The sequence below is a fragment of the Streptomyces sp. NPDC012827 genome (genome assembly GCF_042900905.1).
GTDB lineage: Bacteria > Actinomycetota > Actinomycetes > Streptomycetales > Streptomycetaceae > Streptomyces > Streptomyces gulbargensis.
Genome location: NZ_JBIBBY010000009.1, coordinates 188,818 through 210,085, shown reverse-complemented (window position 1 = coordinate 210,085; position 21,268 = coordinate 188,818). Strand labels below are relative to the sequence as shown.

Annotated in this window: 19 protein-coding genes; 2 read left to right on the top strand and 17 right to left on the bottom strand. The window is 74.0% G+C overall.

The window, feature by feature from the left end; genetic code table 11:
• Nucleotides 1–2: 2 nt before the first annotated feature.
• On the bottom strand, nucleotides 3–830 hold the full coding sequence (locus tag ACFY60_RS21055) for an enoyl-CoA hydratase family protein (RefSeq protein WP_345286151.1): 828 nt from the start codon (nucleotides 828–830) through the stop codon (nucleotides 3–5).
• Nucleotides 831–1,023: 193 nt separating this feature from the next.
• On the opposite strand from ACFY60_RS21055, the gene ACFY60_RS21050 reads away from it, so the two are divergent.
• Nucleotides 1,024–1,506: an ATP-binding protein gene (locus ACFY60_RS21050; RefSeq protein ID WP_388612354.1), complete on the top strand. Its 483-nt coding sequence runs from the start codon at nucleotides 1,024–1,026 to the stop codon at nucleotides 1,504–1,506.
• Here ACFY60_RS21050 and ACFY60_RS21045 read toward each other — a convergent pair.
• The 8 genes from ACFY60_RS21045 to ACFY60_RS21010 form a co-directional block, all read right to left on the bottom strand.
• Nucleotides 1,460–2,893, bottom strand: coding sequence for an amino acid permease (locus ACFY60_RS21045; RefSeq protein WP_388612352.1), 1,434 nt, complete (start codon nucleotides 2,891–2,893; stop codon nucleotides 1,460–1,462). The two genes, ACFY60_RS21050 and ACFY60_RS21045, sit on opposite strands and share 47 nt — an antisense overlap.
• A gap of 163 nt (nucleotides 2,894–3,056) precedes the next feature.
• Nucleotides 3,057–4,073: an ornithine carbamoyltransferase gene (gene argF, locus ACFY60_RS21040; RefSeq protein ID WP_388612350.1), complete on the bottom strand. Its 1,017-nt coding sequence runs from the start codon at nucleotides 4,071–4,073 to the stop codon at nucleotides 3,057–3,059.
• A 145-nt stretch (nucleotides 4,074–4,218) separates the two neighbouring features.
• Entirely contained in the window at nucleotides 4,219–5,451 is a 1,233-nt protein-coding gene (locus ACFY60_RS21035; RefSeq protein ID WP_309054302.1) for an arginine deiminase, read from the bottom strand.
• Nucleotides 5,452–5,564: 113 nt separating this feature from the next.
• Nucleotides 5,565–7,121, bottom strand: a complete 1,557-nt coding sequence (locus ACFY60_RS21030; RefSeq protein ID WP_388612348.1) for a hypothetical protein — start codon at nucleotides 7,119–7,121, stop codon at nucleotides 5,565–5,567.
• Between the two features lie 255 nt (nucleotides 7,122–7,376).
• On the bottom strand, nucleotides 7,377–9,929 hold the full coding sequence (locus ACFY60_RS21025; RefSeq protein WP_388612346.1) for a polynucleotide kinase-phosphatase: 2,553 nt from the start codon (nucleotides 9,927–9,929) through the stop codon (nucleotides 7,377–7,379).
• A complete protein-coding gene (locus ACFY60_RS21020; protein ID WP_388612344.1) occupies nucleotides 9,926–11,395 on the bottom strand; it encodes a 3' terminal RNA ribose 2'-O-methyltransferase Hen1 in 1,470 nt (489 codons plus the stop codon). The genes ACFY60_RS21025 and ACFY60_RS21020 overlap by 4 nt, the downstream gene beginning before the upstream one ends.
• A gap of 232 nt (nucleotides 11,396–11,627) precedes the next feature.
• Nucleotides 11,628–12,545 (bottom strand): homocysteine S-methyltransferase, encoded by a 918-nt coding sequence (mmuM, locus tag ACFY60_RS21015; RefSeq protein ID WP_388612343.1) that lies wholly within the window; start codon nucleotides 12,543–12,545, stop codon nucleotides 11,628–11,630.
• Between the two features lie 4 nt (nucleotides 12,546–12,549).
• Complete coding sequence (locus ACFY60_RS21010) at nucleotides 12,550–13,473, bottom strand: LLM class F420-dependent oxidoreductase (protein WP_388612341.1); 924 nt, start codon at nucleotides 13,471–13,473, stop codon at nucleotides 12,550–12,552.
• A gap of 248 nt (nucleotides 13,474–13,721) precedes the next feature.
• Here ACFY60_RS21010 and ACFY60_RS21005 point away from each other — a divergent pair, with 248 nt between their 5' ends.
• Nucleotides 13,722–13,940: a hypothetical protein gene (locus ACFY60_RS21005; protein ID WP_388612339.1), complete on the top strand. Its 219-nt coding sequence runs from the start codon at nucleotides 13,722–13,724 to the stop codon at nucleotides 13,938–13,940.
• A gap of 143 nt (nucleotides 13,941–14,083) precedes the next feature.
• On the opposite strand, the gene ACFY60_RS21000 is transcribed toward ACFY60_RS21005, so the two are convergent.
• From ACFY60_RS21000 to ACFY60_RS20965, 8 genes are all read right to left on the bottom strand, one after another.
• Entirely contained in the window at nucleotides 14,084–14,641 is a 558-nt protein-coding gene (locus ACFY60_RS21000; RefSeq protein ID WP_388612337.1) for a M23 family metallopeptidase, read from the bottom strand.
• Nucleotides 14,642–14,878: 237 nt separating this feature from the next.
• The gene (locus ACFY60_RS20995; RefSeq protein WP_388612591.1) at nucleotides 14,879–15,379 is read right to left on the bottom strand and encodes a DUF6099 family protein; all 501 of its coding nucleotides are present in this window, start codon (nucleotides 15,377–15,379) and stop codon (nucleotides 14,879–14,881) included.
• A gap of 126 nt (nucleotides 15,380–15,505) precedes the next feature.
• The gene (locus ACFY60_RS20990) at nucleotides 15,506–15,886 is read right to left on the bottom strand and encodes a nucleotide pyrophosphohydrolase (protein WP_388612335.1); all 381 of its coding nucleotides are present in this window, start codon (nucleotides 15,884–15,886) and stop codon (nucleotides 15,506–15,508) included.
• Nucleotides 15,883–17,097: an ATP-binding protein gene (locus ACFY60_RS20985; protein WP_388612333.1), complete on the bottom strand. Its 1,215-nt coding sequence runs from the start codon at nucleotides 17,095–17,097 to the stop codon at nucleotides 15,883–15,885. Before ACFY60_RS20985 ends, ACFY60_RS20990 begins: the two co-directional genes overlap by 4 nt.
• Before the next feature lie 367 nt (nucleotides 17,098–17,464).
• Complete coding sequence (locus ACFY60_RS20980; RefSeq protein WP_309051996.1) at nucleotides 17,465–17,893, bottom strand: cell division protein SepF; 429 nt, start codon at nucleotides 17,891–17,893, stop codon at nucleotides 17,465–17,467.
• A 171-nt stretch (nucleotides 17,894–18,064) separates the two neighbouring features.
• The gene (locus tag ACFY60_RS20975; protein WP_388612331.1) at nucleotides 18,065–19,960 is read right to left on the bottom strand and encodes a rhamnogalacturonan lyase; all 1,896 of its coding nucleotides are present in this window, start codon (nucleotides 19,958–19,960) and stop codon (nucleotides 18,065–18,067) included.
• Between the two features lie 291 nt (nucleotides 19,961–20,251).
• Nucleotides 20,252–20,434 (bottom strand): DUF6191 domain-containing protein, encoded by a 183-nt coding sequence (locus tag ACFY60_RS20970; RefSeq protein ID WP_345286124.1) that lies wholly within the window; start codon nucleotides 20,432–20,434, stop codon nucleotides 20,252–20,254.
• 191 nt (nucleotides 20,435–20,625) lie between these two features.
• A complete protein-coding gene (locus ACFY60_RS20965; RefSeq protein WP_388612330.1) occupies nucleotides 20,626–21,261 on the bottom strand; it encodes a T6SS immunity protein Tdi1 domain-containing protein in 636 nt (211 codons plus the stop codon).
• Nucleotides 21,262–21,268 lie beyond the last annotated feature (7 nt).

Below are 21,268 nucleotides of genomic sequence, written 5' to 3'. Positions count from 1 at the left end.
CGTCAGCGCCCCCGCCACTTCGGGGGGCGTTTCGCGGTGAAGGCGGCGTGGAACTCCGCGTAGTCCTCGCCGTTCATGAGGAGGGCCTGCGTGGCGGCGTCCAGTTCGACGGAGGCCGCGAGCGGCATGTCGAGTTCCGCGGTGAGCAGGGCCTTGGTCTGCGCGTGCGCCAGCGCGGGGCCGTCCGCGAGGCGGCGGGCGAGGGCGGCGGCGCGCTCCCCCGCGCGCCCCTCCTCGGTGAGCTCGCTGAGCAGGCCGATCCGCTCGGCCTCGGCCGCGTGGACGGCCTCGCCGAGCATGAGGAGGCGGGTGGCGTGTCCGAGGCCGACGACCCGGGGCAGCAGGTAGGCGGCGCCCATGTCGCCGCCGGACAGGCCGACGCGGGTGAAGAGGAAGGCGAAGCGGGTCGTGGGGTCGGCGATCCGGAAGTCGGCGGCCAGCGCGAGGACGGCCCCCGCGCCCGCGGCGACCCCGTGCAGGGCGGCGACGACCGGGAAGGGGCATTCGCGCAGCGCCCGGACGACCTGCCCGGTCATCCGGTTGAAGTCGAGGAGCTCGGCGGTGTCGAGGGAGAGCGTGGCGCCGATGATCTCGTCCACGTCGCCGCCGGAGCAGAAACCGCGGCCCTCGCCGCCGAGGACGAGGGCGCGGACGGCGCGCTCGCGGGAGAGTTCGGCGAGCAGGTCGCGCAGGTCGGCGTAGGCGCCGAAGGTGAGCGCGTTGAGTTTGGCGGGGCGGGCGAGGGTGACGGTGGCGACGCCCTCGTCGAGGTCCAGGCGGAGATGCCGCCAGCGTTCGGTACGGGTCGCGGAGCCGGTAAAGGGGCTCATTCGGCGGCCTCCTTCCTCCACCGGGAGGGTATCACTCTGTTGTGACCGTCGTCACGAGTGCGCGATAGCCGGGTCGGAGGGAGGGGCCGCTGGGAAACGGATGTTGCGCCTCGTATGGTTGAAACCAGGACGTCTCGGGTTCGCCCCCCCGCTCGCCTGCCCGCCCCCTCCTCCGTGAAGGGACCCGCCCCTCATGCCCGAAGCCCCGGCCCCCGCGCCCGGCACCGCCCCCGCTCCCCCACCGGTCGGCCCTCCCGGCTCCTGGTGCGCGCGGCTGCCGCACACCACGGCCGCGGTCCCCCTGGCCCGCGCCCTGGTCCGTACCGCGTTCGACGACGCCGGGCCCGACGTGGACACCGCCGAGCTGCTCACCGCCGAGCTGGTGGCCAACGCCGTCGAGCACACCGGGGGCCGCGGCCCGATCGACCTCGTCGTGGAGGTGTGCGCGACCTCCGGCGGCTGTCAGATCGAGGTCCACGACCCCGAACCGCCGGAACCGGACCGGCTGGTCCACCCCGAGCCGGGCGAGGTGGACCCCTGGCAGGAGCACGGGCGCGGACTCCTGCTGATCAGGGCGCTGAGCAGCGACTGCGGCCACCGCCCGACCCCGCGCGGCAAGGCGGTCTGGTTCACGCTCCCCGGGGTGCCCGCGCAGCGCCGTCGCCGGGAGCCGTGACCGCGAGGCGCGAGTGGCGGCGCCCGTACACCGCGTACAGGAGCGTGCCCGCGGCGAGGAAGACGGCGAACTGGATCCAGGTCGTCCAGCCGGTTCCGACCATGAGGTAGAGGCAGAAGCCGATGCCCAGGAGGGGGCTGAGCGGGAAGAGGGGCACCCGGAACGAGCGCTTCAGGCCGGGGTGGCGGCGGCGGAGCACGATCACCGCGAGGTTCACGACGGCCATGACGGCGAGCGTGCCGATGGTGGTGAGGTCCACGACCACGTCGAGCGGGGCGAAGGCGGCCGGGACGGCGAAGACGGCGGCGACGATCCAGGTGTTGGCCACGGGGGTCGCGGAGCGGGGCGAGACGCGTTCGAAGACGCGCGGAACGAGCCCGTCACGGGACATCGAGAGCAGGATGCGCGTCTGCCCGTACATCACGGCGAGGACGACGGACGCGATGGCGACCACCGCGCCGAAGGCGATGATCCCGCCGCCGGTGGACGAGCCGGTGACGCGGTCCACGACGAGGGAGAGCGCGGCGGGCTGCCCGGCGACGGCGTCGGCGCCGAGCGCCCCGATGGCCGAGAGCGCCACCGCGCCGTAGAGCAGGGTGACGATCCCGATGCAGATGAGGATGGCGAGCGGGACGTTCCGGCGCGGGTCGCGCACCTCCTCGCCCGCGGTGGTGATCGCGTCGAAGCCGATGTACGAGAAGAAGGCCACCGAGGCGCCGGCGGTGATCCCGGCGACGCCGTGCCCGGCGAACGGCGAGAGGTGCCCGGCGCGGAAGGCGGAGAAGCCGACGGCGCAGAAGACGAGCAGGATCGCGATCTTCAGGACGGCCATGGCGGCGGTGGCGCGGGCGCTCTCGCGCACGCCCCGCACGAGGAGGCCGGCGGCGAGGGCGATGACGACCACGGCGGGGAGGTTGACCACCCCGCCCTCGGCGGGTCCCGCGGTGAGGGCGGCGGGCAGCCGCAGCCCGGTCAGGCTCTCCAGGAGTTCGTCCACGTACTGGCTCCAGCCGACGGCGACGGCCGAGACGGAGACGCCGTACTCCAGGAGCAGGCACCAGCCGACGAGGAAGGCGGCCCGCTCGCCGAGGCTCGCGTAGGCGAAGGAGTAGGAGGAGCCGGAGACCGGGATGGCGCCGCCCAGCTCCGCGAAGGAGAAGGCGGTGAAGACGCAGGTGATCGCGGCGAGGACGAAGGAGAGGACGACCGCGGGGCCGGCCTCGGCGACGCTGCCGGAGAGTCCGACGAAGATGCCGGTGCCGACGATCGCGCCGACGCCGAAGCAGACGAGCTGGAAGAGGCCCATGGTGCGCCGGAGGCCGTGGCCTTCGAGGTCGGCGCCGGACTCGGCGACGAGTTGCTGCGGCGACTTGATCCGCGAGGACATGCGGGGTGCTCATCTCTGGTCGTGCGTGCGCGGGCCCCGGGGTGCGGGGGCCGCGCAGGAGGTGGGAGGACACACGGAGGGGGGTCCGGACGTGTGCGTCCGGACCCCCCTGAACCGTGCGATGGTAACCGCACCTCGCATACGGACCCAATCCGGCGTAAAGCTATGCCGGGTCCGCCGTACCGGCGAGGGTCGCGACGAGGACCGCCTTGATCGTGTGGAGGCGGTTCTCGGCCTCGTCGAAGACGACGGAGTGGGCCGACTCGAAGACCTCGTCGGAGACCTCCAGCTCGCTTAGTCCGTACCGGGCGTGGATGTCGCGCGCCACGGCCGTGCCGAGGTCGTGGAAGGCGGGCAGGCAGTGCAGGAACTTGACGTCGGGGTTGCCCGTGGCCCGCAGGACGTCCATGGTCACCGCGTACGGGGAGAGCGCGGCGATCCGCTCGTCCCAGACCTCCTTGGGCTCCCCCATGGAGACCCACACGTCGGTGACGACGAAGTCGGCGCCGCGCACGCCGTCCTCGACGTCCTCGGTGAGGGTGATGACCGCGCCGCTGGCCTCGGCGAGCTCGCGGGCCGCGGCGACGACCCCGGCCGCCGGCCAGTACGCCTCCGGGGCGACGATCCGGACGTCCATGCCGAGCAGGGCGCCCGTCACGAGGTAGGAGTTGCCCATGTTGAAGCGGGCATCGCCGAGATACGCGAAGGCGATGCCGTCCAGGGGCTTGTCCACGTGCTCGGTCATGGTGAGCACGTCGGCCAGCATCTGGGTGGGGTGCCACGCGTCGGTGAGGCCGTTGAAGACGGGGACGCCCGCGAAGGCGGCCAGCTCCTCGACGGTGGCCTGGCTGTCGCCCCGGTACTCGATCCCGTCGAACATCCGGCCGAGGACGCGGGCGGTGTCCTTGATCGACTCCTTGTGGCCGATCTGGGAGCCCGAGGGGTCGAGGTACGTGGTGGAGGCGCCCTGGTCGGCGGCGGCGACCTCGAAGGCGCAGCGGGTGCGGGTGGAGGTCTTCTCGAAGATCAGGGCGATGTTCCTGCCGCGCAGCCGCTGCACCTCGGTGCCCGCCTTCTTGGTGGCCTTGAGCTCGGCGGCGAGCTCGACCAGACCGCGGAACTCCTCGGCGGTGAAGTCCAGCTCCTTGAGGAAGTGGCGGCCGGTGAGGTCAGTGGCCATGGGAAGCGCTCCTGTGTGAGGGTGGGGCGGGCCGGGGCTCGGGCGCCGCACGCGCGGCACCCGGACCCGGAGACCCTGGAAGTCTATACGTGAGACAACATTTATATACAGCCCCCTGGGGTCTCCCGCTGACGGCCCCCGCTCCTCAGACGGCGTCCCGCTCCACCGGGCAGCTCATGCAGCGCGGCCCGCCCCTCCCCCGGCCCAGCTCACTGCCCGGGATCTCGATCACCTCGATGCCCTGCTTGCGCAGATGCGTGTTGGTCGTGACGTTCCGCTCGTACGCGACGACCACCCCCGGCTCCACGGCCAGCACGTTGCACCCGTCGTCCCACTGCTCCCGCTCCGCCGCGTGCACGTCCTGGGTGGCCGTCAGGACCCGGATGTCCTGGAGGCCGAGCGCGGCGGCGATCGCGCTGTGCATCTGCTCCGGCGGATGGTCGGTCACCCGCAGGGACTGGCCCGCGTCCCCCGGTTCGATCGTGTACGACCGCAGGTTGCCGAGCCCGGCGTACTGGGTGAACGTGTCGTGGTCCACCATCGTCATCACCGTGTCCAGGTGCATGAAGGCGCGCCGCTTCGGCATGTCGAGCGCGACGATCGACCGCGCCGAGCCCGCCGCGAACATGCGGCGGGCCAGCATCTCCACCGCCTGCGGGGTGGTCCGCTCGCTCATCCCGATCAGTACGGCCCCGTTGCCGATCACCAGCACGTCGCCGCCCTCGATGGTGGACGGGTAGTCCGGCTGCCCTTCCGACCAGTGGTGGAAGTGGCCGGCCTCCGGGCCGGTGAAGAGGGGATGGTGCTTGTAGATCGCCTCGAAGTGCACGGTCTCGCGCTGCCGGGCCGGCCAGCGCATCGCGTTGATCGACACGCCGTCGTAGATCCACGCCGAGGTGTCCCGGGTGAAGAGATGGTTCGGCAGCGGGCCGAGGACGAAGTCGTCCAGGTCCAGCGCGTGGAAGCGGACGGAGGTCGGTTCCCGGTGCGCCGCCAGGAACTCACGCTTCGTCATGCCGCCGACGAGCGCCTCCCCGAGCGAGGCCGCGTCGAGGGAGTCGAAGGCGGCGCGCAGGTGGTCGGCGGCGAGCGGCCCGTACTCCTTCTCGTCGAAGACCCGGTCGAGGACGAGCGCGCGGGCCGCGGGCACCTCCAGCGCCTCCCGCAGCAGGTCGCCGAAGAGGTGCACCACCACCCCCCGGTCGCGCAGGACGTCGGCGAAGCCGTCGTGCTCCTGGCGGGCCCGGCGCACCCACAGGACGTCGTCGAAGAGGAGGGCGTCCTTGTTGCTCGGCGTGAGCCGCTTCAGCTCCAGATCGGGCCGGTGGAGTATGACGCGGCGAAGCCGCCCGGTCTCGGAATCGACATGGAATCCCATGCGTCCCATCCTGACGGAGCCGGGCGGCGAGAGCCCGTCTTTCGGCGGAGGCCTTTCGGAACGCACGCCTCGGTGGAAGTCCCGGGGAGGCCGGGGAACCGGGAGCCCGGCGGTCATTCCTCCGGCGGGTCGCCCCGGCCGGAGGAGGGCCGGGCCGGGCGGGGGAACCGTCTGCGCCGGCCCGGCCGCGCGCGGTCGTAGGGATCGTCCCGGTCGTAGCGGTCGTAGGTCTCGTCGCGGTCGTAGGCGTACCTGCGGTCGTCGTCGCGCTCGCCGCGCTCGTAGGCGTCACCCCGGCCGTGGGGGGCGTCCCTGCGGTCGTCGTCACGGTCGCCGCGCCGGGACGCGTCACCCCGGCCGTGCGGGGCGTCCCTGCCCTCCGGGTCCGGCCGGCCGTCGCTCCGGTCCCGGCCCCTCTCCCGGCCCCGCTCCCCACCCCCTTCGCGTTCGCGCCGCTCGGCGGCCGATTCGACGCGGGTGGGTTCGTGCACCCGCGGGGCGCGGGGCGCGTCCCGGTGGCCCGCGTGCGCCACCCGGCCCTCACCCCCGTCCCCGCGCCCCGGGTCCGGCCGCGGCCCGGACTCGTCGAGGGCCGGTCTGGTCCTCGGGGCGTCGTCACAGGGGCCGGAACCGCCGGCGGCCTCCGCGCCGCCGAGCGTCCGCAGGTACATCAGCACCTGGTACAGGTGGTCGCCGATGTCCTCCCGCCCGATGACCCCGGCCACGAGCAGCCGGTCGAGAACGGCCGTCACGTCCTGGTGGTCCTCCCGGCCCTCCCGCCCGTCGCGCCGCTCCTGCTGGAGCCGGAGGCGGATCTCCGCCCGCTTGTCGGCGTACCTGGCCACGTGGTGGGCGATCCGCGCCAGGTCGCCGCTCCGGAGAAGGGCTTCGACGGCGCGGACGCGGTCGGCGATCCGGGCCCATTCGGCCGCGTCCCTGCGCCGCTCGGCCTCGGCGAGGCGCTCGTCCGCCTCCATCGTGACGCCGAGGGTGTCCCGGCGGGACACCTCCGCCCTGACGGTGGCGTCCAGGTCGATGAAGACGTAGACCCGTGTGCGCAGGCCGATGGCGCGGCCGAGCCCGAGGTTCCCGGTGTCGAGCGCGTGCCGTACGGCCTCGTCGGCGCGCTGCGCCTCGGTGATGCCGAACCTCCGGGTGATCCGGCGCAGGCCGTCGAGCAGCTCGTCGTGGAGGAGTTCGGCGACGTCCCAGACCTGTTCCCGGACCACCAGGCGCGGATCGGTCACCGTCCAGTGGACCTTGGCGACCGCCTCGAAGGACACGCCGTCGCCGGCGGCCGGCAGGTCGAGCCGGAACTCCGTGACGTGCGTGCCGAGCCGCACCTCGAAGACGGTGTAGGGGGAGCCGAAGAGGGGTTTGTCGACGTCCTCGTTGCGGTCGGGCCAGACGACCCGGTGGCCGCCGTTGCGGTAGAGGAGGACGGCCGCGATGCCGCCCTTGCGCTGGTACGGGGGCGGCGACTCGCGCAGCAGCGGGCCCCGCGGGCGCCGTACCGCGTCCGGCTCCCCCGGGCCCCGGTCGGCAGGCCGCTCCCGGGTCCGGCCTCCCCCGCCCGCGTGGTCTCCGGTGCGGTCGTCCGCCGGTTCCTCCGGCCTGTCGCCCGGCGGTGCCTCCGGTCGCGCGTCCCTGTCCCGTTCCGGCCCGGTCATCGGCTCGCCCTCACCCCCGTACCGCTCGCCCGGCTTCCGGGGCGGGACCGCCCCGGACGACCGGTGGCGGCCCCGGCCGGGTAACGGCCGTGCGAGCGGGGCTTGTTGACGTCATGTCACCTCAGATGGAAGAGGCGCGTCAACGGGCATTCGGGGGCGCACGGGGAGCGTCACCCCCGGCGCCCCTGCGCCCCTGCGCCCCCGGGCGCGGGGCCGGCGAGGGCCGGGCCGGGGGCCCGGCCCCGCCGCCGCGCGTCAGAGCCTCGGGTCGACCGGCTCCGACTCCAGGGCGAGGACGGCGAAGACGGCCTCGTGGACCCGCCACAGCGGTTCGCCGTCCGCGAGCCGGTCCAGCGCCTCCAGGCCGAGGGCGTACTCGCGCAGGGCGAGCGACCGCTTGTGCCCCAGCGAGCGCTGCCGCAGCCGCTCCAGGTTCTCGGGCCGGGTGTACTCGGGGCCGTAGACGATCCGCAGGTATTCACGGCCACGCACCTTCACGCCCGGCTGACCGAGCCGGCCGGACGCGTCGCGCACCAGGGCCGCGAGCGGCTTGACGACCATGCCCTCGCCGCCCGCGCCGGTCAGCTCCAGCCACCAGTCGGTGCCCGCGCGGACCGAGTCCGCGTCACCGGTGTCGACGGTGATCCGGCGGGTGACCTGGAGCAGGCCCGTCGGGTCGTGCTCGACGAGCCGGTCCAGGCGGGCCAGCTGCTCGTCGTGCGGTTCGGCCGCCAGCGAGCGGCCGCGGACGGCGAGCACCTGGAAGGGCGCGAACCGCACGCCGTCCAGACCGTCGGTGGGCCAGCAGTAGCGGCGGTACGCCTCCGTGAACGCCCGCGCGTCCGCCGCCCGGCCGCGCTGCCGGTCGAGGAGTCCGCCGAGGCCGCCGACACCGCGCCCGGCCGCCCGCTCCAAGGCGGCGAGCGCGTCCGGGAGGACGGCGCCGGAGGCCGCGCCGACCGCCGCGTACTGCGCGCGCAGCAGCCCGGCCGACTTGACCGACCAGGGCATCAGCTCGCCGTCGAGCAGCAGCCAGTCCGTGTCCAGCTCGTCCCAGAGCCCGGCGGTGCCGATCGCGGTCCGCAGCCGGCCGAGGACCTGCTCGGTGACGTCCGGGTCGGTGAAGAACGGCCGTCCGGTACGGGTGTACAGGGCGCCGGTCGGCCCGGTGACGCCGAACCGCCCGGCGGCCGCGCCCGCGTCGCGGCAGACCAGGGCCACGGCCCGGGAGCCCATGTGCTTCTCCTCGCACACCACCCGTTCCACGCCGTCCGCCCGGTACCGTTCGAAGGCCTCGGCCGGGTGCTCCAGGTAGCCGTCCTCCTTCGAGGTCGGCGTGGGCGCCATGGTCGGCGGCAGGTAGGTGAGCAGCCGGGGGTCGACGGCGAAGCGGCTCATCACCTCCAAGGCCGCGGCCGCGTTCTCCTCCCGTACGGCGACGTTGCCCAGGTGCCGGGTCTCCACGGTCCGCCGGCCGTGCACGTCGGCCAGGTCGAGGGGGCGGCCCTGGTGGCCGCCGGGTGCCCCGGTGGCGAGCGGCCGGGCGGGCTCGTACCAGACCCGTTCGGCGGGGACGTCGACCAGTTCGCGCTCCGGCCACCGCAGTGCGGTCATCCTCCCCCCGAAGACGGCGCCGGTGTCGAGGCAGATGGTGTTGTTGACCCACGAGGTGTTCGGGACGGGTGTGTGGCCGTAGACGACGGTCGCCCGGCCCCGGTACTCCTCGGCCCACGGGTAGCGCACCGGCAGGCCGAACTCGTCGGTCTCGCCGGTGGTGTCCCCGTAGAGGGCGTGCGAGCGGACCCGGCCGGAGGTGCGGCCGTGGTACTTCTCCGGCAGGCCGGCGTGGCAGACGACGAGGTTCCCCCCGTCGAGGACGTAGTGGCTGACGAGCCCGTCGATGAACTCCCGCACCTGCTCGCGGAACTCCTCCGGCTCCCGCCCCAGCTGCTCGATGGTCTCGGCGAGGCCGTGGGTCTCCTGGACCTTCCGCCCCTTGAGCCAGCGGCCGAGCTTGTTCTCGTGGTTGCCGGGCACGCACAGCGCGTCGCCCGCGGCGACCATCCCCATGACGCGGCGCAGGACGCCGGGCGAGTCGGGGCCGCGGTCGACCAGGTCACCGACGAAGACCGCCGTACGGCCCTCGGGGTGGTGGCCGTCGACGTACCCGAGCCGGGCCAGCAGGGTCTCCAGCTCGGAGCGGCAGCCGTGGACGTCACCGATGATGTCGAAGGGCCCGGTGAGGTGGCGCAGGTCGTTGAAGCGGCGCTCCCGGACGATCCGGGCCGCCTCGACCTCCTCGGCGGAACGCAGCACATGGACCTTGCGGAAGCCCTCGCGCTCCAGGCCGCGCAGCGAGCGGCGCAGCTCGCGGCGGTGGCGCGGGATGACGTGGTCGGGCATGTCCGCCCGGTCGGCACGGCCGGCGTTCCGGCTCCGGCACACCTCCTCGGGCAGGTCGAGGACGATCGCGATCGGCAGGACGTCGTGGGACCGGGCCAGCTCGACGAGCTGCCGGCGGGCCTCGCGCTGCACGTTGGTGGCGTCGACCACGGTCAGCCGGCCGGCGGCGAGCCGCTTGCCCACGATGTAGTGGAGGACGTCGAAGGCGTCCTTGCTCGCGGACTGGTCGTTCTCGTCGTCGGCGACGAGGCCGCGGCAGAAGTCGGAGGAGACGACCTCGGTGGGCTTGAAGTGGCGCCGGGCGAACGTGGACTTGCCGGAGCCGGTCGCACCGACGAGGACCACGAGGGACAGGTCGGTGACGGGCAGGGCGCGGGTCTCGGTCGCGGTGGTGGGGGTCGTCACGGTCCCTCCTCCTTCTCCATGGGTGTGTCGGTACGGGTGAAGGCGGCCAGCTGGGTGGGCGCGCCGACCTCGGGGTCCTCCGGGCCGACGGGAGTGAACTCCACGTCGTACCCGTACCGGCCGGCGACCCCGGCCGCCCAGTCGCGGAACTCCGCCCGGGTCCACTCGAAGCGGTGGTCCTGGTGCCGGGCGTGCCCGGCGGGGAGCGACTCCCAGCGCACGTTGTACTCGACGTTGGGGGTCGTCACGAGAACGGTACGGGGCCGGGCCGAGCCGAACACGGCGTCCTCCAGGGCCGGCAGCCTCGGCAGGTCCACGTGCTCGACGACCTCGCTGAGCACGGCCGCGTCGTAGCCGGTGAGCCGCTTGTCGGTGTAGGTGAGCGAGCCCTGCAGCAGCTTCACGCGGGCGGCCTGGCGCTCGCCCATCCGGTCCAGGCGCAGCCGGCGCGCGGCCACGGTCAGGGCGCGCACGGAGACGTCGACGCCGACGATCTCGGTGAAGGCCGGGTCCTTGAGCAGGGCCTGCACCAACTGGCCCTGCCCGCAGCCCAGATCGAGGACGCGGGTGGCGCCGGCGGCGCGCAGGGCGGCCAGGATCGCCTCGCGGCGGTGGTGTGCGAGCGGCACCGGCCGGTCCTCGGTGTCGGTCGTCTCGTCGACGGCGTTGTCGACGTCCTCGACGCCGACGCCCTCCGCCTCGGCGAGCCGGACCAGTTCGAGCCGTTCGGTGGCCTCACGGGTCAGACCCCGGCGGCGGGCGAGGTAGCGGGCGGTGATCAGGTCCCGCTCGGGGTGGCCGGCGAGCCAGCCGTCCCCGGCGCGCAGCAGCTTGTCGACCTCGTCCGGTGCCACCCAGTAGTGCTTGGCGTCGTCCAGGACGGGCAGCAGCACGTACAGGTGGTTGAGGGCGTCCGCGAGCCGCAGCTCGCCCTCCAGGACCAGCCGTACGTAGCGGGAGTCGCCCCACTCCGGGAACTCGGCGTCCAGCACGATGGGTTCGGCCCGCACCGTGTCCCAGCCGAGCGGCCCGAAGAGCGCCCGGACCAGCTCGGCGCCGCCCCGGGCGGGTACCGCCGGGACCTCGATGCGCAGGGGCAGCGGCGCGGCGGCCCGCTCGGGCAGGGCGCGGCACTCCCCGTGCAGGGCGGTCTTGAACACCTTGGCGAGGGCGACGGCGAGCAGCGAGGAGGCGGCGTAGGGCCGGTCGTTCACATACTGCGCGAGGGCGGAATCGGGGGCTCCGCCGCGGCCCTTCCCCTTTCCGCGCCGCACCAGCGCCACGGGGTCCACCTCCAGGAGCAGCGCGGCGGTGCACCGCTCGGCGCTCGCCTCGGGGTAGAGGACGTGCGCCGTGCCGTAGGAGGTCGAGAACGCCTGCGCCCGCTCGGGATGCTTGTGCAGCAGATGTCCGAGGTCGGTCGCGGGCCGCTCCGGGGTGCCGTGGGTACTGATCGTCATGAACACACGCCCGAGTATGAGCGCCCGTTCCGGTCCCCGACGAGGCAATTTCCGGCGCTCGGCCCGGCCGGCGGCGGCAGCTCTCGGAGACCTCCCCGCCGGGGGGGCGGGTGCCCTGCCCGGAGCCGGGCTCGAAGCCGCGCGGGGGACGCGGCCGGACTCCGGCGCGCCGGGCCACGGGGGCGCGGACGGCGCGCCGGGCGTCGCGGTGCGGCTTCCGCATCGCGTTCGGATTCCGTCAGGGGCCGGCGCCGCCGGGAAGCAGGGCCGAGAGGGCGGCGATCGTGGCGGGGCCCACGCGGCAGCAGCCACCGACCAGTCGGGCGCCGGCGGCGGTCCACGCCGTGGCGAGGGCCGGGTCGAAGGCGACGTCACCGCGCCAGCCGCGGGCCTCCGCGTCCCACCGCTCCCCGCTGTTGGGGTAGACCACGGCCGGTTTCCCGGTCACGGCGACGGCCGTCGCCACAGCCTCCTCGGCGTCCGCCGGATCGCAGCAGTTCACGCCGACCGCCACCACCTGTTCGTTCCCGGCGGCGACGGCGAACGCCTCGGCCTGCTCCTGACCGGCGCGGGTCCGCCCGCCGTCGACCGTGTACGAGAGCCAGACGGGCACCCCGCACCCCGCGACGGCCCGCAGCAACGCCTCGGCCTCGTCGGCGTCGGGAACCGTCTCCAGCGCGAGGACGTCGGGGCCCGCCCCGGCGAGCACCTCGATCCGGGGCCGGTGGAACCGTTCCAGCTCCCGCACCGACAGCCCGTACCGGCCCCGGTACTCGGAGCCGTCCGCGAGCATCGCCCCGTACGGGCCGACGGACGCGGCGACCCACACCTCCGCCCCCGCGCCCGAGGCCGCCTCGCGCGCGAGCTCCACGCTCCGGACGAGAAGCCGCTCGGCCTCCGCCCTCTCCACTCCCCGGCGGGCGAAGCCCTCGAAGGTGGCCTGGTAGCTGGAGGTGAGGAGAACCCGCGCGCCGGCCCGTACGTAGGCGGTGTGCGCCGCCTCGATCTGCTCGGGCCCGTCGGTGAGGAGCCGCGCGGACCAGAGGGCGTCCGACAGGTCGCAGCCCTGTGCCTCCAGCTGGTTGGACAGCCCGCCGTCGAGGACCAGCACCCCGTCGGCGAGCGCCCTGGCGAACGTACGGTCCGGCTTCCTCACCGCCTCACCCCAGCTGCGTCCGGACCTGCGCGGAGATCAGCTCCAGGTGGTCCAGGTCGTGCAGGTCCAGGACCTGGAGGTAGACCCGCGAGGAGCCGACGGCCGCGTACCGGCCGAGCTTGTCGACGACCTCGGCGGGCGAACCGGCCAGTCCGTTCGCCTTCAGTTCGTCCACCTCCCGCCCGATCGCGGCGGCCCGGCGGGCCACCTCGGCGTCGTTCCTGCCGACGCAGACGACCAGCGCGTTGGAGTACACGAGGTCGTCGGCCGCCCTGCCGCCCTCCTCGGCGGCGGCCCGGACCCGCCCGAACTGCCGCTCGGTGTCCTCGACGGAGGCGAACGGGATGTTGAACTCGTCCGCGTACCGCGCGGCCAGCCGGGGCGTACGGCTCGCGCCGTGCCCGCCGATCAGCACCGGGATCTTCGCCTGGGCCGGCTTGGGCAGAGCCGGCGAATCGGCGAGCCGGTAGTACCGGCCCTCGTAGGAGAAGGTCTTGCCCACCTCCGTCTCCCACAGCCCGGTGACGATCGCCAGCTGCTCCTCCAGCCGGCCGAACCGCTCCTTGGGGAACGGAATGCCGTAGGCCGTGTGCTCCTCCTCGAACCACCCTGCTCCCAAGCCGAGTTCCACCCGGCCGCCGGACATCTGGTCCACCTGGGCGACCTGGATGGCGAGGACGCCGGGGAGGCGGAAGGTGCCGGCCGTCATCAGCGTGCCGAGACGGATCCGCTTCGTCTCCCGCGCCAGTCCCGCCAGCGTGATCCAGGCGTCGGTCGGGCCGGGCAGCCCGTCCGCCGATCCCATGCTGACGTAATGGTCCGAGCGGAAGAAGCCGTCGAAGTCGAGCTCCTCGGTGGCACGGGCCACCGTGAGGAGGGTGTCGTAGTCGGCCCCCTGCTGGGGTTCGGTGAAAACGCGGAGATCCATACCTCCATCCTGCACCGTCGGGCGCCTGTCCATCGCTCCGTCAGCGCCGGGCGCGCTCCGGCCCGCGCGGGTGAACATCCTCCGGTGGGCGGGCCGCGTCCGGCCCGGCCAGTGACCGGGGCCGGGTACCCGTCGTTGGCTCGGGCGGAGCCGGACCGCCCGGCCCGCGCGCCGGCGGCCAGTGCCGGTGCGCCGTACTCTCTTCCGGCCCCGTGCGTGTCGACCGGGTCCGGGCCGAGGAGGCCGCCATGTCCCAGGAAGCCGCGCCGGAGCGGACCGCCCCCGACCAGCCGGGAGCCCACCCCGTGCCCGAGCAGCAGGGCCCCGGTGCCCCCAAGGGCCTGCTGGAGCAGATGGAGGAGCTGATGGCGGCACTGTCCGCCGATCTGTCCCAACTGGACGCCGACCTCCAGTCCTCGCCCGACCACCCCGCCCCCGACCACCCCGAGCAGAACCCGGAGTCCTAGGACGGCGAGCCCCCGGAGGGCGGCGACCGGTCCGCCCACGGCGGGCACACCACCGGGGCGGAGGCCGGCGCAGAGGCCGGGCGGCCCGAGCCCGGCCCCGGCCGCGCCCAGGTCGTGGGCCGGGGCCGCCCCACGGGCGGGGATCAGGCGCGCGTGTTGACGCTCACGGGCCGGGAGCCGGTCGGCGGCGTCCAGCCCTGCAGGGTGGCGGGGATGCCGACCCTCGTGTTGCAGTCGATGACCTGGAAGTGGAGATGGGCGCCGCTGGCCGCGCCCGTCGCACCCGACCATCCGATGACCCGGCCCTGCGGCACCCAGTCGCCGGTGTTGTAGATCGCCCGGTTGAGATGGGCGTAGTGGGTGCAGCGTCCGTTGGAGTGCCGGATGATCACCTCGATGCCGTTCTGCCAGTAGGGCGACCAGTCCGATATCACGATCGTGCCGCCCTGGGCGGCCGAGACCTCGTAGTTGGCGGGGAGCCCGAAGTCCCACGCGTACTCGTTGTAGGGGCCGGTGTGCGAGTACGTGCCTTCCGGGCCCTGCGTGACCGTGTAGGCCTCGCCCGCCGGGTAGGGCAGCTCGTAGTAGTAGTCGGCGGCCGCGGCCGGCGGAGCCGCCGCCAGGCCGAGGCCCACCGTGGTCAGCGCCGCGCTCGCGGCGGCCGCCAGTCTCCTCAGGGACCTTCTCGCACCAGGGGTCACAGTGCCTCTCCCGTTCCTGTGTCCGTCCACGGATCGCCGGGCCACCCGCTCGCCCCAGCGGTACAACGCTTCCCACGAACACGCCCCGGTAACACCGGAGTTGACGGCGGGCCGCACGCGACCGCCCGCTCGCCACCGTCACGGCCGCGCCCCGGGCCACCGCACCGGTTTCCGGAGGGCACCCCGCCGGCCGCCCGGGGCGCCGCGCGGCCGGGCCGCGCACCTCACGCTCCTCGCTCATCCCGCGCCTTCCGGCACTTCCGGCCGGGCGGGGCCCGCCCGGCCCCGGGCGCGGTCGGGCGGGCGGGCCCGCGCCCACTCCCGTACATCCAGCCGTCGCAGCATCCCGCGCACCCGGTCACCGGCCTCGTCGGCGGCGTCGATGGCCTCGATGCACTGCCAGTAGAGCCCCTCCTCGTCCGTCGCGCAGGCCACTCCGACGAGGGCGATGCCCACCTCCTCCAACAGCTCCCCGAGCGCCGCCAGCGCGGGCTGCGGGTCGAGCACCTCGGTGAGCTGCGCGGCTCTCGGGCCCGCCGCGCCCCACGCCGGGTACTCCCCGGTCTCGCTCAGCCCTCGCGCCTCCCCGCGCAGCTCCATCGGGCCGCAGAGCGCCAGGTGACTCCCTATCGCCTGGGCGAGAGCCTGGGCCTGCCATGCCTCCGCCACGATGTCCTGTGCCGTGCCACTTGCCGCCAGCGCCTGCCGGCCCGCGGCGATCAGTCGCTCCGCATCCACCAACACCGCCCCCGTTCGTACGACTTACTGCCCACTCAGTCCACTACCCAGAGTGAGGCCGTCCGAGCCTCCGCACCAGAGGAATGCGGAAATCTGTGGACAGTAAGCCCGATGGGGAAAAGTCGATCACTCCGCAGAGTGACGATCGTCCGGCACGGCCCCTTCCCCACCCCCTTCGGCGCCTCGCCGCACCGGGAACCGGAGTTCGTTCCGGTCGATCTTGGCGGCGAGAGCGGCCAGGGGATCGATCCCGAGCACCGCGCAGAACTGCAGGAGGTAGGCGAGGACATCGGCCACCTCGTCGGCGACCCGGTGCGCCGTCGCCGGATCCTCCATCACCCGTTCCGCCTGGTCCGGGGTCAGCCACTGGAAGATCTCCAGCAGTTCGGCCGCCTCCACGCTGAGCGCGGCGGCCAGGTTCTTGGGCGTGTGGTAGGGCTGCCACTGCCGGGCCGCCGCGAATTCGGCCAGCCTGCGCTGCAGTCCCGCTACGTCGTCGTCCGTCACGGCGTCAGGTCTACCACCGTCACCCCGGCGACACCGCGCGCCTCCTCGGCCGTACCGGTCCCGGCGGCCGCCGCGACGCGGATGTGCCCGTCCCCGGCGATGGCGGCGGCGAGGCCGGCCAGTTCACGCGCCTGCCGCCCGTCGAGCCCCCGGTCCAGGTCGTCCGCGAGCAGGGTCAGGCTCTGCATGGCGTCGGGGACCTCGGCGATCCGGTCCATCGCGAGCACGCCGGGCCCGGTGAGCAGGGTCAGAGCCAGTGCGAGATAGCGCAGTTCACCGTCGCCGAGGCGGCCGAGCGGGGTCACCGGGCGCCCGCCGCCCCGTTCGAGGACCGCGCGCACCATGCCGTCGGGCAGCTCCTCCACCCCCACCCCCGTGACGGGCCCCACGCACCCCGCCGCCGCGACCGCGGCGAGACGCCGGTGCCGCCGGGGGCATTCGTTGTGGGTGCGGTGGAGGACCTCGGCCAGGTTGCCGCAGTGCCGGAGCAACCGGCCGTCGCCCGGCGGCACCGGGGTGCGCATGCCCTCGGGGCGCGGCTCGCACGGGAACACCGACCGCAGCCCCAGGACGACCTGTTCGGCGGCGGCCAGCACCTCGCGCTGGCCCTCCGTCTTGCCGGCGACCCTCAGCGGCAGCAGGGCCGTACCGAGCAGGTCGTCGGGGAGCGGAGCGCGGGTGACGGGTGTGGCACCGGCGGTCAGCCACTCGGCCTGGACGGCGCTGCGGCCCGGGTCGCGCAGGGCGGTGGCCAGCAGCGTACGGCCGTGGCGGGTGAGGCGTTCGCCGACGATCCGGAGCCGGGGTTCGGCCTGGACCGCGAGGTCGAGGCGGACGGGGCCGGCCGGTCCGTCGACCGTGCATCCGATGCGGAACCCGCGCCTGCCCTCGGCGTCGGGCCGCGCCCGCTCCGGAACCAGGTCGGCCGCGTCCGGGAACACCTCCTCGAGGGGATCGCCCGCGCCGAGCCGGGCGAGCGCCTCGTACGCGCGCAGGGTGGTGGTCTTGCCGCTGCCGCTGGGGCCGGTGAAGAGGGTGACCGGGCCGAGCGTGTGCGCGACGGCACGGCGCCCGGCGAAGGCGGAGAGCCGCAGCTCGGTCAGCGCCGGCCGGGCGAGCACGGCTCCGTCGCCAGGACCGGCGGCGACGCGGGAACCGGACCCGGCCGGCCCCCGCGCCCCGGGGACCAGGGACGCGGCGCCGGGCGTCACCCCCGCCGCGGGAGCCCCCGAGGCGGCGGCACGGGTGCGCCGCGGGTCGGGGGTGCGGGCCTGGACAGTACGGCACTCCGGGGTCCGCGCCTGCGGGCTGGGGACCTGCGGAGCCCAGGGTTCCGAAGCCCCCGGGCCGGGAGCCCCGACCCGGGAGGCGCGGGGTTCCGGGTCCCGGGTGTCGGGGGCAGGAGACTCCCGATCCCAGGGGACCACGGTCTCGGAATGCGGGTTCCCGCGCCCCGGAGGGTGGGCTTCCGGGGTGCGGCTGACGGGCGTACGGGCGGGCGTGGGGCCGCCGATGAGGTCCATGCCCGGACCGTACGCAGTCGCGAACCTGACGAACCGTTACACCGTATGGAGCTTCCTACGAACGGGGGACACCGGCCGTCGCCGCGCTGCCGACGGCCTCGTCGTCCTCGGCCGCGCCCTCGACCTCGGTTCCGGGAGGCGCGAGAAGGAAGACGTTCCGGTCGACCCGGTGCATGCCACTGCCCAGGCCGAAGACGACACCGCTGGTGAAGTCGAGGATGCGCTTGGCGACATCGGTGTCCGCGCTGGTCAGGTCGAGAAGGACCGGAACCTGGGCGATGAGGTACTCGGCGACCTCGCGGGCGTCGGCGAACACCTGCACCCGCAGCACGACCATACGGCGCTGCGCGGCGGACTCGTACTGCTCGGGAATCGTGCGGTGATCGACCCTGGACGGCCATTCGTCACGGCCGCGCAGGGGCACGACCTGGGCCAGGCCCTCCCACTGCTCGTCGGTGACGTCGTACCTCTCGTACCTACTCATGGGGCCATCCTCCCGCTCCTCACCCGTTCGGCCCAACAACGACACGAAGTCGGCCGTGGCACACCCGTCTCGTACCCCCGGTTCCCGGGCGAAGGCCTCCCCCGGCCGGCGCGGTCCCTCGTGGATCTCGCACCCGCCCCGGCCCGGCTCGGGCGTCGACCCGCCCGCCCCTCAGGGCGTGTGGACGGTGGGGCGCGGCGCGGCCGGCATGCCGGCGCCGAGGAAGAACCCGGGGTGCGGTGGCTGGTTGTACGCGGTGTTCTGCCAGGCGAGCGCGGTGCGGTACGTGGTGTCGTGGAGCAGCGTGGTGATCCTGGTGCCGGTCGGGTACGGGGTCGAGTGGATACGCAGGGCGCGGTTGTCCGACGTCCGCCAGACGATCTCCTCGCGCCAGTCACCGAGGAGGTCACCGGAGAGGACGGGAGTGGCCTTCGTCCCGTTGTTGGCGGAGACGCCGGAACCGGTGAGCAGGCGGGTGTCACCGGTGGTGCCGTACTTGTCGACGCGGGTGCCGTCGAGGAGTTCGCGGACGGGGTCGCCGTCCCACCAGGCCAGGAAGTTGACGCTGGACGGCTCCCGGCCGAGGGAGGCGCCGGTGGCCGAGCGCAGGGTGGTGTCGGAGGCGGACCAGGCCTCGGCGCCGGGGCTCGCGGCGTGGACGTCGGCGGCGACGCCCCGGCCGTTGTCGGCGCCGGAGGCGGTCTGCCACAGGAGCTGCCCGGTACGGGCGTCGGCCAGCCAGGAACCGGGTTTGCCCGGGTCCTCGGAGACCTTGAAGTACTCCAGGCCCGGCCGGGACGGGTCGAGGTCGCCGACGTGGCCCGCGTCGCCGTGGCCGAGCCGGGTGGTCCAGAGTCCGGCGCCGTTGTCGTCGACGGTCATCGCGCCGTAGACGATCTCGTCCCTGCCGTCGCCGTCGACGTCGGCGACCGAGAGACTGTGGTTGCCCTGGCCGTCGTAGCCCTTGCCCGCGTTGGTGGAGGAGTTGGTGTCGAAGGTCCACCGGCGGGTGAACCGGCCGTCCCGCCAGTCCCAGGCCGCGACGACGGTACGGGTGTAGTAGCCGCGCGCCATGATCAGGGAGGGCCGGGCGCCGTCCAGATAGGCGGTTCCGGCGAGGAAGCGGTCGACGCGGTTGCCGTAGGAGTCGCCCCAGGAGGAGACCGTGCCCCGGGCGGGGACGTAGTCCACCGTGCCGAGCGCCCGGCCGGTCAGGCCGTCGAACATGGTCAGGTACTCGGGGCCGGTGAGGACGTAACCGCCGGAGTTGCGGTGGTCGGCGGAGGCGTTGCCGATCACGGTGCCCGTGCCGTCGCGGGTGCCGTCGGCGGTCTTCATGGCGACCTCGGCCCGGCCGTCGCCGTCGTAGTCGTAGACCTGGAACTGCGTGTAGTGGGCGCCTGAGCGGATGTTGCGGCCGAGGTCGATCCGCCACAGCCGGGTGCCGTCCAGCCGTATGCCGTCGAGGATCGTGTTTCCGGTGTGTCCGGCCTGGGAGTTGTCCTCGGCGTTGGTCGGCTGCCACTTCAGGACGAGGTCCAGGCGGCCGTCGCCGTCGAGGTCGCCGGGGCCGGCGTCGTTGGCCTCGTAGGTGTAGGCCACTCCGTCCGGGGTCGTGCCCCCGGCCGGGGGTGACAGCGGCACGTCGAGGTGACCGGAGCGGAACTGCAGGGCCGGCTCGGAGGCGGGCTGCTCGACGCCGTTCACCACCGGCCGGACCGTGTACGCGGCGGAGGCGGGGGCTCCTGCGTCGAAGTGGTTGGTCGAGGTGGTGAGCGGTGCGGAGGTGAGCCGTGTGGCGCCTCGGTAGACGTGGAACCCGACGCCCTCCGGGTCGGTGGCGAGCCATCGCCAGGACACCAGGTTTCCGCTGCCGGTGTGGGTGCTGGTCAGGCCCCGGTCGAGCCGTTCGACCTGTCGTCCGGTGGCGGCGTGGGCGGGCTGCGGCAGGACGGCGGGGGCGGCGAGGGCCAGCGCGGCGGCGACCGCGAGGGGGCCGGCGAACCGGCCGCGCCAACGGGCTCGGGGGCGAGGGGCCGGCGGGTGGGTGGGGGGTGCGTCGGTCACGGTGACCTCCGGGAGGCGGGGACGAGCACGGTGGCGCACGGGGAGAAGGCAGTGACAAACCCTGGTCCGGCATGTCGGGCGTTCGAGATGTCGGACGCTGTTCGTCGGCGTGGCCGCGGGTCGTTCGGGGCGGCGGCGCTCTCCTCACCGCGCTGTTCGACATGTCGTCACAGGGGCGAAAGGGTGGGCGTGACCGTAGGCAGCGCCGCTCGCCGTGTCAACGGTGCGGACAGCGCCGCGCCCGGGGACGGGGGCCGTGCTTATCCGCCGCCGGCGGGGACGTGCGCGTCCTCAGGCAGGGTCCTGCCGCGCCGCGGGGAGGCGGATCACGACCACGCCGCCGTCGAGGTCGATCGGGCCCCGATCGGGGTCGGCGTCGCCGACCTCGTCGAGCGTGAGCTCCAGGCGCCGGCGCTCCTCCTCGGTATGCCGCCGACCCGGAGCGAACAGCTCGTTCAACGCGCTACCGAACATGATCACTCCTGTCGCAGGCGGGCTTGACCCCTCATCTTACGAACGCGCGTGCGGTCGCGGAGGAGTCCGGGGCGTGCCGTGCCCCACAGGTGACCGTGGCCAGGAGCGCTGCCCCTGCGCACACACGCGTACGGGCCCGCCCCCGGGAAAGGGGACGGGCCCGTACGTTTCGGCAGAATCCGACCGATCGGTCAGGAACCGGACTCCGGCGGCGTCACGGCGATGCCGCCGACCGGAGTGCCCTCCGGCAGTTCGCGGATCTGGAGCGCGATCTGGGTGCACAGTTCGAAGTACACCTGGCGATCGGTGAGCTCCATGTTCTCCACGGCGTCCTCGCCTCCGAGGGCGAGCGGCACCTTGTAGCCGACCACCTGGTCGAAGGCGAGCGGCACCGTGCCCGGGTGGGCGTCCCGCCAGTCCTCGAAACAGGGGTGGGCGAGTGCGTCCTCGTCCTCGTCGGCCACGGCCTCGAAGAACTCGTCCAGTCCCAGACCGGTCTTGTAGTACTCGCCCTCCGCCGGGTCGATCATGATGACGTAGCGGGGGCGGGCTTCGGGGTCGCGGATGTCGAAAAGGAGCTCACGTCCCGACCAGTCGAAGGCGAAGGGGAAAAAGCGCCCCTCCACTCCTTCGATCATCCGGGCACACGCCTCGTACGACGTGAAGGCCGACGCGGGCGTGTGGAACCGAAGGAAACCGTCGCCCAAGGTCCTCCCCGCCGCCTTCCGGAACAGGTCGGTCAGGGTGGCGGGCACCTCGCGCCCGTCCTCACCCGTTTCCACGGTTCCCGTCACCGGAAAACGGCGCAGGAGGACCTCGAACGACATCTCCACT